The sequence below is a fragment of the Methanomicrobia archaeon genome (genome assembly GCA_011049045.1).
GTDB lineage: Archaea > Halobacteriota > Syntropharchaeia > Alkanophagales > Methanospirareceae > JACGMN01.
The window spans coordinates 1-10090 of the sequence record DSCO01000070.1 but is presented as its reverse complement, the minus strand read 5'-3'; the positions used below and the strand labels follow the sequence as shown (position 1 = coordinate 10090).

At 54.1% G+C, this 10090-nt stretch carries 11 protein-coding genes, 1 tRNA gene and 1 pseudogene; 6 read left to right on the top strand and 7 right to left on the bottom strand.

All coding sequences use genetic code 11. From position 1 onward, the window contains the following. Nucleotides 1–100 precede the first annotated feature (100 nt). A complete protein-coding gene (locus ENN68_10070; protein ID HDS46398.1) occupies nucleotides 101–1048 on the bottom strand; it encodes a hypothetical protein in 948 nt (315 codons plus the stop codon). 151 nt (nucleotides 1049–1199) lie between these two features. Here ENN68_10070 and ENN68_10065 point away from each other — a divergent pair, with 151 nt between their 5' ends. Then, the gene (locus tag ENN68_10065) at nucleotides 1200–1826 is read left to right on the top strand and encodes a cyclase family protein (protein HDS46397.1); all 627 of its coding nucleotides are present in this window, start codon (nucleotides 1200–1202) and stop codon (nucleotides 1824–1826) included. Between the two features lie 195 nt (nucleotides 1827–2021). Here ENN68_10065 and msrB read toward each other — a convergent pair whose 3' ends face one another. Beyond that, nucleotides 2022–2474 (bottom strand): peptide-methionine (R)-S-oxide reductase, encoded by a 453-nt coding sequence (gene msrB / locus ENN68_10060; GenBank protein HDS46396.1) that lies wholly within the window; start codon nucleotides 2472–2474, stop codon nucleotides 2022–2024. Between the two features lie 46 nt (nucleotides 2475–2520). After that, on the bottom strand, nucleotides 2521–2835 hold the full coding sequence (locus tag ENN68_10055; protein HDS46395.1) for a hypothetical protein: 315 nt from the start codon (nucleotides 2833–2835) through the stop codon (nucleotides 2521–2523). Between the two features lie 185 nt (nucleotides 2836–3020). Between ENN68_10055 and ENN68_10050 the strand changes: the two genes are divergently transcribed. Both ENN68_10050 and ENN68_10045 read left to right on the top strand, forming a co-directional pair. After that, nucleotides 3021–3674, top strand: coding sequence for an adenylate kinase (locus ENN68_10050; GenBank protein HDS46394.1), 654 nt, complete (start codon nucleotides 3021–3023; stop codon nucleotides 3672–3674). 157 nt (nucleotides 3675–3831) lie between these two features. After that, the gene (locus ENN68_10045; GenBank protein HDS46393.1) at nucleotides 3832–4131 is read left to right on the top strand and encodes a GYD domain-containing protein; all 300 of its coding nucleotides are present in this window, start codon (nucleotides 3832–3834) and stop codon (nucleotides 4129–4131) included. A 670-nt stretch (nucleotides 4132–4801) separates the two neighbouring features. On the opposite strand, the gene ENN68_10040 is transcribed toward ENN68_10045, so the two are convergent. Further along, entirely contained in the window at nucleotides 4802–5959 is a 1158-nt protein-coding gene (locus tag ENN68_10040; protein HDS46392.1) for a PDZ domain-containing protein, read from the bottom strand. 109 nt (nucleotides 5960–6068) lie between these two features. On the opposite strand from ENN68_10040, the gene ENN68_10035 reads away from it, so the two are divergent. Further along, nucleotides 6069–6593 (top strand): peptidylprolyl isomerase, encoded by a 525-nt coding sequence (locus tag ENN68_10035; GenBank protein ID HDS46391.1) that lies wholly within the window; start codon nucleotides 6069–6071, stop codon nucleotides 6591–6593. 27 nt (nucleotides 6594–6620) lie between these two features. On the opposite strand, the gene ENN68_10030 is transcribed toward ENN68_10035, so the two are convergent. The 3 genes from ENN68_10030 to ENN68_10020 form a co-directional block, all read right to left on the bottom strand. Beyond that, nucleotides 6621–7130, bottom strand: a complete 510-nt coding sequence (locus tag ENN68_10030) for a nitroreductase family protein (protein HDS46390.1) — start codon at nucleotides 7128–7130, stop codon at nucleotides 6621–6623. A gap of 138 nt (nucleotides 7131–7268) precedes the next feature. Next, nucleotides 7269–7715 carry an isoprenylcysteine carboxylmethyltransferase family protein gene (locus ENN68_10025; protein HDS46389.1) on the bottom strand — a complete coding sequence of 149 codons (447 nt, stop codon included), beginning with the start codon at nucleotides 7713–7715 and terminating at the stop codon, nucleotides 7269–7271. Nucleotides 7716–7905: 190 nt separating this feature from the next. Next, on the bottom strand, nucleotides 7906–9159 hold the full coding sequence (locus ENN68_10020; protein ID HDS46388.1) for an ORC1-type DNA replication protein: 1254 nt from the start codon (nucleotides 9157–9159) through the stop codon (nucleotides 7906–7908). A 328-nt stretch (nucleotides 9160–9487) separates the two neighbouring features. Between ENN68_10020 and ENN68_10015 the strand changes: the two are divergent. Beyond that, a pseudogene (locus tag ENN68_10015) lies at nucleotides 9488–9631 on the top strand (hypothetical protein). 111 nt (nucleotides 9632–9742) lie between these two features. Continuing rightward, nucleotides 9743–9816: transfer RNA gene (locus tag ENN68_10010), tRNA-Cys, on the top strand. Nucleotides 9817–10090: the final 274 nt, after the last annotated feature.

Sequence of the window (10090 nt, the reverse complement as noted above, 5' to 3'; positions counted from 1 at the left end):
GGAGTATTACCAGTACATCGCTTCCCTCGTCGCAACATGGCGATTGCAAGGAAAGGACATCTACAACGAGCTGCAAACGTTACTCACACAGGAGCTCTGTCTACAGAGCTAAACAAATACCTATTCTATATTCCTCTTCCGGGATTTGCTCACCTGCATCCAGTTCGATCTCAAGCTTTACGCCACCGAGCTGGTCGATGGTAATGGTGTACGTATGCCCCGAATCCTGGTGCATTATTCTCATATTCGGGACAATGTAGACCAAAGCACCGATCTGGTTTCCCTGTCTATAAAATGTCTGCCGTGTCCATCCTTCACCAACAGGAAGTGAAAGGGTTGCGTTACTGCTTGTTTCCTTAAAATGCTCATATACCGCAGTGAGGTTAGGGTGCTCTTCTATCATGATCGTTGGGCTCGTTGTCTCTTGTTCAGCGACAGAGTCCTTAAGTTGTGCGAGATAGTTCTGCGCTTTCGATTCAGTGAGGTCGAACAGTAATGCAAACGTTTCAATAACCCATTCATCGCTTGGTAGATGCTGTAGCTCGAACGGTGCGAAATAGGGATCAGGGCGGCTCCTATTGAAGAATGCTATGCTCGTTTTGCCTTCATACACTCCCGGTAGGGTGGTCTCGAAAAAGGTGTCCTCGGCATAGTAAAATGTCACCAAACGTATCCTATATTCCTCACCCAAGAGTTCATCGAGTTCTTTGATACCCGGCGGGTGCAACCCGCCAGCTTCTTCTGGTTCCACATTCACATAATACGGCCCATCGACGGTATAGCCCGCCTCGTGGGCATTGGAAATAACCGTTTCGTAATCAATATCACCCAGATTTTTACCGCTGGCTGAATACACGGCTCTGTCTGAGACTATCAGGAGCAATCCGAATGCTGCATAGAGCACCGCCAGTAAGCTCACTGCACAGATGAGCGTGATTACCAGCCTTTTCGTGGTTGACCATTTGCTTTTATAGCGCCATATCCCGACGAGCACGCCCAGAAAGACGATACCAATGAGTACCAGTAACAGGCTAAAAATGCCGATCATATCACCTTCACCTCCCTAAAAGCTATTATTCACGTAGATAGTTAAGTCTTGCGTTTTCGCCTACCTTCAGCAAGAACGGGGCTTTTAACAGCTATCAACAGGGTTTAACCATACGAGCGGTGTATCTCAAAGCATGGAGGATGAGAAGACCTTGAAGATTCACGACCTGTCACTCACGATCTATCCGGGCATGCGATGCTGGCCAGACGATACTGGCGTTGAGCTGACGCAAGAGGAAGCGCTGAGAAGTGGGGATGCGTATAACTGCTCACGGCTGATCTGCAGCTCGCATATTGGCACGCATATCGACGCACCCTGCCACTTTACGGCGCATGGAAAAGGCATAGACGAAGTGAGCCTCTACGATCTGATCGGCGAGGCGCTGGTCGTCGGGGTGGCGACCGCGGATCTGATAACGGCTGCTGAGCTGCGAGACGTGGACCTGCGAACCTATAAGCGGATTTTGTTCAAGACCCGGAATTCAGCGCTGCTTGCGGACAGGACGTTCCACGAGGATTACGTCGCACTTGATTTTTCGGCTGCAGAGCTCCTGGTGGAAAACGGGGTGAAGGTGGTAGGCATCGATTATCTCTCCATCGAGGCATTTACGAGTGACGGATATCCCGTGCACAAACTCCTGACAGAAAACGGCGTGCTCATCATCGAGACCCTGGATTTGCGTGCCATCGAGCCGGGCGCGTACGCTATGGTGGCGTTACCGCTGAAGCTTAAAGGCTGCGATGGCGCGCCGGCACGGGTGGTGCTGATCGAATGGTAAGACAATTACACGAAATAGTCCGGGCATTTCGACGCACCCGTGAAGAATGCGCTCCCCGAATCCACCTTTCTCGAGTCCAATGCTTGATCAAGCCGAAGATTGGCACTTACGTCTCCAGGGAGTTCTGGAAGGTCGAGCGCAAAAACCAGTATGTCATCGTGCACTACAAAGCCATCTTCACGCAGGAGCCCTGAGCTACTGCGGGGACTCCGTAAAGTCCAGTGCCAGCGAATTGATGCAGTATCGTTTCCCGGTGGGCTCCGGCCCATCGTCGAAGACGTGTCCAAGGTGGCTGCCGCACTGACTACAGAGTACCTCTGTGCGGTCCCTGCCAAAGCGTTTATCAGGTCGCAGCTTTACGGCATGAGCGAGCGCTGCGAAGAAGCTCGGCCAGCCGGTCCCTGAGTCGAATTTGGTATCAGAGTCAAAGAGCTGGTTCCCACAGGCTTTGCACCGATAGGTCCCGGGTGTTTTCATCTTCATGTATTTCCCGCTGAACGCCGGCTCGGTGCCACGCTCACGTAAGATATGATACTCATCGGAGCTTAATCGCTTCCTGAATTCTGCTTCCGAATCTTCCTTCGATTCCTCACCCGCCGCTTGCCTGGTTCGTATGCGTGCAATCAGGTCATGAAACTTCGAAAACATGCTCATATACCTTTTTTGTTGTCCGCCTGTACTTAAGCCATGTGCATCACGCAGAAACCATCGGTGGCTGGAGCCCGATGACATACTCGTGCGTGATCCTGCGTTCCTTGGCTACCTCTACGAGCACCTGTATCTGCCCGATCGCGATCCCCAGATCGATCAGAGAGATCGCCAGCAGCAGCTGCTCACCCGCGAGGCCCACTTCAGTGAGCTTCTCCAGGCAGAAATCAGAGTAGGAAAGCTCTTCACCGCGCTCCTGTGCCTGCAACCCTTTTGCCTTGAACTCCTCGAGCAGCGGCCTCTTCTGCTTCAGTAGTTGCACATACAGTTCGTCCCTGGATCGCAGCTCTTCCCGTGTCATCGTCAGGTATATTTTAAAACTTTTTACTATAAAAATTTTTTAAAATCGCCGAACTGCAATAAGAACTATGAAGGCTGCATCGCGCACTTATTTATATTCTGAGCGCCGAGTGTTCTCTAGAACCGCTCGTTGCTGTGCTGCTGAGAACCTTCAGGTTCTCTTCGAGCAGAGGTGTTGTAGAGGAGATGAACATCGTTTTGTTCGGCCCGCCGGGCTCAGGGAAAGGCACCCAGGCAATAAAACTGGCTGAGAAGTACGAGATACCACATGTCTCAACCGGCGATATTCTTCGTGAGAATCTGAAGCGTCAGACCGCGCTGGGGCTCGAAGCGAAGAAGTACATGGACCGGGGCGAACTGGTGCCGGACGGGGTGCTCATTGGCATCATCAAAGATCGGCTCGCGCAGCCGGATTGCGACTCGGGCTGTATCTTTGACGGTTATCCGAGAACAATACCGCAGGCAGAGGTGCTGGAGACGATCCTGAATGAGCTGGGGAAGACATTGGACGTGGTGGTCAATATCGAGGTGCCCGATGTGGAAGTGCTGAAGCGGATCTCGGGAAGGCGGATGTGTGCCTGTGGCGCGAGCTACCATATCCTCTTCAATCGGCCAGAGCAAGAAGGGATCTGTGATCTCTGTGGTTGTAAGCTGTATCAGCGCGAGGATGATAAAGAAACGGCGGTGCTGAATCGATTGGCGGTATATAAGAAGCAGTCACAGCCGCTGATCGAATACTACCGGCAGAAGGGTGTCCTGGTTACGGTAGACGGCACGGCGGAAATACAGGCGGTCTTTGACGAGATCTCCGCAGCGCTCGATACCGTACCGGCAACCTGATGTCAAGCCGCGGTTCTTAAACAACCCGGCATCTGAAGTTGAAGCGGTCGATGCTCCTTCGTAGTGAAGTCCAAGTCCCGCGTTATTATCCCGTGCCCATGGATGCGCCGAAAGCTTTAAATCCGAACGCAAAGCATCTCTTTTAGTGGTGATAAAGATGGGTGTCTACGTAATGTTGACCAAACTGACGGAGAAGGGGCGGAAGGTGGTAAAGGAGAACCCGGAGCGTATCGATGCGGTGAATAAAAGAGTAGAGTCGCTGGGCGTGAATATCCTGAGCCAGTACGCGCTTTTTGGACCCTACGATTTCGTGAATATCTTGAAAGCAGATAACGACGAAGTGGTCATGAAAGTGGCCATCGATCTCACAGCCAGCGGCAAAATGGAGATACTAACGCTTACCGCGGTTCATATCGATACGTTCATCGAGCAGATGAAGCGGCTATCCGCGGAGTGAACGCGCGCCCGGCCACTGGGTGTTACGGATAGCTAAACCAGAACAAATAATCTAACTTACACTGGCTAAATAACGGCATAGTTAGTGACGAGCTGACAGTTCTCGCGCTTTATGCACATACCGGGTAGCGCAAGCTTCGCATATAACGTGGCTTACCGTTCCCGATTCCTTCCGATACCAAACACTTTGAGCACTGCCACAAATGGCACAAACTACCGGCTTTTGCTTTGCCGCTTCGTTCACGTTCTGCACTACGTTCTGTTCAGCTCCTGATGCTTTTAATATCGTTGCTATCATGACATCTCCAAGCCGCCATTCAAAAGGGAAGGTTACAGGAACGGGTAGCGGGTCACGGGCGTGAAGCTGCTCCGGCGTTTTCGTCGCTGTTTCAACGGCTAATGCCATCTCACTGTTTCTAATCGAACCGTTCAAGGGTGCTCGCGAGACCTCAGCCATCAGAATCACCACGTGTTAGATAATGGAATGCGAGCATATAAGCTTTTCGCAGTAGTTCACGGCGGGATAACCGCGGTACGCAGATTTGAGCGCCTGTAAACGCTCTGTTATGCACACAGGTCAGAATAATCGCTCAAAACAGCAGCAGTCACTCTGTGCCGGCGTTCTGGTAAACCACTGAACAAAACGGCGATGGATATGGCGCGCAGGTTCCTTACGGCCCGGGCCGCACCCCAAGCGTCACCGGAACGCTGAGTTCTCTCCCCTCGCGGATGATCTGTAGCGTCACGATATCACCCGGGTTCTTGTTCCGCTCGATATACACGAGGACATCGATTAACTTTCGCACGGTCACGTTATCCACGCCCACGATCACATCGCCCGTCTGACCACCCTTCAAGCCGGCGGCCTCAGCCGGACCGCCCTCAACTACGGCGACGATTATCGTGCCTTTCGTGATCTCCAGTCCGAGCTCAGCGGCAATGACAGGATCGAGATTCGCAGCGGAAACGCCGATCCAGGGATGTTGATAGGTGCCCGTTTCAATGAGCTGCGAAACCTCGCGGGTGACCGTGTCAGCGGGTATGGCAAAACCCACACCTTCCGAATTGGCGATAATAGCGGTGTTCACGCCGACCACTTCGCCGCGCATGTTCATCAGTGGCCCCCCCGAGTTGCCGGGGTTGATCGCGGCATCGACCTGGATGATGTCCACGATCTTGAACCCCCCCGGTGCATCAAGCTCACGACCGAGTTGACTGACGATACCGAAGGTCACTGAATTGCTCAAGCCAAAGGGGTTGCCGATCGCTATGATATACTCACCCACCTGCAACGGGGACGACTTCCCGAGCGGAAGTGGATGGAGCAAATCTGGCGGGTCGTTCACCCGAATAATCGCCAGATCACTGTAGGGATCAGCCCCTACCAGCTCAGCCGGCACAATGGTGCCATCGCTGAAGGTCACCTCCAGCGCGGCCGCATCTTCGATCACGTGGTGATTCGTGATAATATGACCCTGGGTATCGTAAAGGAATCCCGAGCCGCTCGAAACCGGCGCCAAACCCGCAAAGGTCCACGACTTCGCGGTGATCAGTACCACGGAATCTTTCGAGAGCTCGTAGATCTGACCGAGCGTTAAACCCGGCGCCCGGGGGATCATATCGGTGCCGCGGAGCTGATCGAGATCAGATCGGAGCCCCGCTATCGAGTCCTCAAATCTCGCGAGATCCACCTGCAGCTCATTAAGATCACGCTGGTAAGCGTTCATAAGGAAAGAGAAGAGGCCTGCTTGGACGATGACCAGGACTATCAACACAATCGAGACGTACAGCCATCGGCTGGTGGTTCGAGGCTCTGTCGCCATGGTCATTCCCCACCTCGCTCGCAGCTCTGCGAACGTAACCTAAACGAGATAGTTGTAAGTAAACACGGCATGCTATAAATACCGCCGTTAGATCAAGGTAACAGAAGGTGAGAAGATGAAGCGAAATGCAATTGCAGGTGTTGTGATTACAATCGCAGTCATTATAGCAGTGCTCTGTGCCGGCTGCGCTGAGAAAGAGGCGGAAGAGCCCGCTGCAAGGATCGCAGAGACAGCGAAGATCGGCGACATGGTGAAGGTGCACTACACAGGCACCCTGGCAGACGGCTCGGTGTTTGATTCCTCGCTCGGGCGTGACCCGCTACAATTTACCCTCGGCGACGGCCAGATGATCCCCGGCTTTGAGCAGGCGGTGATCGGCATGAAGCTGGGCGAGACCAAAACCGTCACCATTCCCGCGGATCAGGCCTACGGCCCCTATTACGAGGAACGGGTATTCGTGATCCCTCGTGATCAACTGCCTGCAGGCATGGAGCCTGAAATCGGTCAGAAATTACGGACACAGAGCGGAATGATCGTCACGGTGACGGAGGTCTCCGGGACGAGTGTCACGCTGGATGCGAACCATGAGCTGGCAGGGAAGGATTTGACCTTTGAGATCCAGCTCGTCGAGATCAGCTAGCTATCTAAGTTACATGGGCTGAGTTCGTCACCAGCCGTTATAATGGATGCGCTCCGCGTTGAACCGGTCCTTTCGGGGGTAGGGGTGCGCGGGGTAGCCAAGAGGCACCAGGCCCAGCGGGATGATCCGCTCAGGGAGCTTGAAGAGCGCCTTAAAACCATCCACGTACTCCTGCTGCGGGTAGATGCCCGTCCACACCGCGCCGAGTCCCAGTGCATGCGCGGCAAGAAGCATGTTCTGGATCGCCGCAGAGCAATCCTCCACCCAAAATCCCGGAAACTTCTCCAGACTCGGATCGCCGCAGACCAGGATCGCGACCGGCGCGTCCTTTACCATCGGCATGTAGGGGCTGATGCGGGAGGCCGCTTCCAGCAGGTCTTTCCTGCGTACCACAATGAAGTGCCAGGGCTGTTCGTTGCCTGCCGATGGCGCGTTCATCGCTGCCGCAAGTATCTTCTGAATGAGCTCTTCCGGCACATCCTGACCGGTATATCGCCGCACACTCCGTCTCGTGAATATCGCTTCGAGCGCTTCCATCACCACTGCCCCCTTAAGAGCCGTTGCCACTAGCTTAATTATACTCTATTATAGATCGCTGTATCCAGTAAAGAGCATGAGGTACAAAATGCCTGTTGTTCACGTGAATGTCTGGAAGGGATCTGGTGAGGAAAAGCATCAAATCCACCGCCGCACTCGTTTCTTATACGCCCGGTAGTCGTCACCAAACGCTCGTTCGAGATTTGCCTCCTCCCGCGGGATGAACAGACGCTCCATGAGCGCTAAAAAGAGAATCGGAAATGCTAAAGGCAGTATTGAGCCCAGAACGACCGCAACGCCCAATAAAATCGCCGCCATGCCGAGATACATTGGATGACGACTGATGCGGAACGGGCCGTTGGTCACGAAAGACACGGGCATTTCCGTTGGCTTCACGGGTGTATTTCGCTTCTTGAAGAGTGAGTCGGCCCATAGGTTAAGGCCGGCGCCGAAGATGATGATCGGCACGCCCAGGAAGCTGTACGGCGGGCGAATCAGCGTGATGATTGGAACCGCGAAGTGTGATGCGATCGATACGAGTAACAACGCGTAGAAAACGGTCGGTGGTAAGAGCTTCACGTTCACCTGCCCCCATTATCTTCTAATGCGCCGGTTTTATTAAGCTTCCCGGATCTTTGGGGCGGAGGAACGGGCAGAGCACTGCGAAACCGAGCGCCGCGACTACCGGCGATCAGTCACGTTGACATCCCGGGTATGGAAGCAGGAATTATATAAACGCGAACGCAAGTTGACGTGGCCGCCATCGCTATCAAGCTTACAGTGTTGCCTGCGTTTTCATCTTCAGTTTAGCGAGCTCTTTGAGCTTGTAATCCTCAAGCAAGATGGGCTGCACGAGCTCGTCAGGGATACTGAGCGAGATCTCCTTCGTCCGTCCGTATCTGCCGCGGCTGACCAACGTGGTCTCGATCAGCCCTAAGATATCCAATTCCGAGACGAATTCGGTTACGCGCGCCTGTGTCAGCGGGTCAATTGCCAGATGGTTACATAATTTGCGGTACATCAGGTAGACTTCTCCGCTCGTGTACCGGCGCTTCTTACGCTCCCTGCTCAGAACAACCACGCTGCTGAGCGCGATCTTGGAGTGAAGCGGCAGTGTCTTGACCACCTCAACGAGTCGATTCATCTCTAACTTCTCGCTCGCGAGTCGCACATGCTCTTCACTGACCTTCTGTGCGCCGGTACGCTCAGCGATCTCGCCGGAGACCCGGAGCAGAGCGAGCGCACGTCGCGCATCGCCGTCTTCTGACGCTGCGAGCGCGGCACAAAGCAGTATGACGGATGGTTCAAGTACCGAAGGCACAAATGCGGTCACGGCACGCTCATGTAAAATATCGCGCAACTGCTCAGCGTTATAGGGCGCGAATATAAGCTCCTCCTCGCTCAGTGATGATCTGATCCGCGGATCCAGGGAATCGGCGAAGGTGAGGTCATTGGAGATCCCGATCAAGCTTACCCGCGCTCTGGACAGCTCACTGTTGATGCGCGAGAGCACGTACAGCACATTGTCACCCTTGCTCACCAGCTTATCCACCTCATCCAGAATGATGAACAGGCTGCGCTGCTCGGCATCAAGACCGCTCTTGAATTCCGCGTAGACCATATCCGTCGGCCAGCCGATCATGGGCACCCGCCGATTGAACGTGCGGGCAAGATAGGCAAAGACCCGATATGCGGTGTCAAAGACGACCCCGTTGATGTACACGACCGAGCACTGCGCGCCCACCTTCTGCGCCGCTTCCTCCAGCTGTTTGCTGACGTACTTTACCGTCGCTGTCTTGCCCGTGCCCGTCTGCCCGTAGATCAGCACGTTCGACGGCGTCTCCTCGCGTAACCCTGCGGCCATGATACCAGCCAACCGCTGGATCTCCCCTTCGCGATGCGGGAGCCGCTCGGGGATATAGCTATGGCGCAGCACCTCCTTAGTTGCGAATATCCGTTGTGCGTTGAGCAAACCGCCAAAAAGATCGTCCATAGCCTTCCCCTCTTCGGGCGCTGTGAGCACCTCCATGATGTCTGCGCCACAGAGTTCCATACGCATCGGGGGATAAAAGAGTTGGGGCCAAAAAGTTGCTTATACTGAAAATGTTCAAAGACGGTGGATCTCTCCAGGCCACGGCCAATGTCTTCTCACTGACGGCTTATGAGCCCGATACCATCGTGGAGGCGGCGATCTTATTAGGTCTGCAAGGGGATGCTCGAAGATTATCCCGCTGGTTCGGTACGCACGCGTTCACCTTCTTACCGGCATTATCCTGGCTGCCCGGTCGTTCTCGTTGCTGGGCGTGAAACGAGCGCTCTGCATCAATTTCCTGGGATAACGTACCGCTCGCTAGCTAGTGAGTGGATCGGTGTACCGGTATCTCAAGAATCCAGCGCATTATGGGTTCAGGCTCGCGCTCACCGGCTTCGCCCTGTACACGGGCTCGTGGTATAACGTCGCGATTGCTGTTGAGTTCGCCCTGCTGATGAATCCCCTTATCTGGCTGGAGAACAAGAATTGGAAGACGCGGCGCCACGGCGAGCCCGCTGATATGCACAGGTATTTATGCCTTCCCCGGCAATGTTCATCAAACGAGAAAGGATCGCAAAGTGCGCAGGTGGTCGAGTCCGGTAAGGCCCCCGACTGCAGATCGGGAGATCGAGGGTTCAAATCCCTCCCTGCGCTTACTACCAAAGGTGAAGAGCCCTAGTTATCGGGAGATTTTAAATTCTTGCATCAACCATCAACGGCCAGCGGCACGAGGGCTAGAAACCGGCGATACGGCTGCAGTGAACACACAGAGCTACCAGCAGACTACAGAATTTGTATCTATTCACCTTTCTGAGAGAGCTTGTGGAGAATATACGCCTTCCCGTGAATGAAGAAATCCTGTTGCTGCTTCCTCATCGTCTCCAGTGTGCTCATCATAATATCGGCGTTCTCAGCTCCTTGATCGGTT

Excerpts from the sequence above, each read along its gene's own strand:
- ENN68_10050 (HDS46394.1), top strand. The coding sequence starts at position 3,021 with ATGAACATCGTTTTGTTCGGCCCGCCGGGCTCAGGGAAAGGCACCCAG.
- ENN68_10020 (HDS46388.1), bottom strand. The coding sequence starts at position 9,159 with ATGGAGGTGCTCACAGCGCCCGAAGAGGGGAAGGCTATGGACGATCTT.
- ENN68_10055 (HDS46395.1), bottom strand. The coding sequence starts at position 2,835 with ATGACACGGGAAGAGCTGCGATCCAGGGACGAACTGTATGTGCAACTA.
- msrB (HDS46396.1), bottom strand. The coding sequence starts at position 2,474 with ATGTTTTCGAAGTTTCATGACCTGATTGCACGCATACGAACCAGGCAA.
- ENN68_10030 (HDS46390.1), bottom strand. The coding sequence starts at position 7,130 with ATGGAAGCGCTCGAAGCGATATTCACGAGACGGAGTGTGCGGCGATAT.
- ENN68_10070 (HDS46398.1), bottom strand. The coding sequence starts at position 1,048 with ATGATCGGCATTTTTAGCCTGTTACTGGTACTCATTGGTATCGTCTTT.
- ENN68_10045 (HDS46393.1), top strand. The coding sequence starts at position 3,832 with ATGGGTGTCTACGTAATGTTGACCAAACTGACGGAGAAGGGGCGGAAG.
- ENN68_10040 (HDS46392.1), bottom strand. The coding sequence starts at position 5,959 with ATGACCATGGCGACAGAGCCTCGAACCACCAGCCGATGGCTGTACGTC.
- ENN68_10035 (HDS46391.1), top strand. The coding sequence starts at position 6,069 with ATGAAGCGAAATGCAATTGCAGGTGTTGTGATTACAATCGCAGTCATT.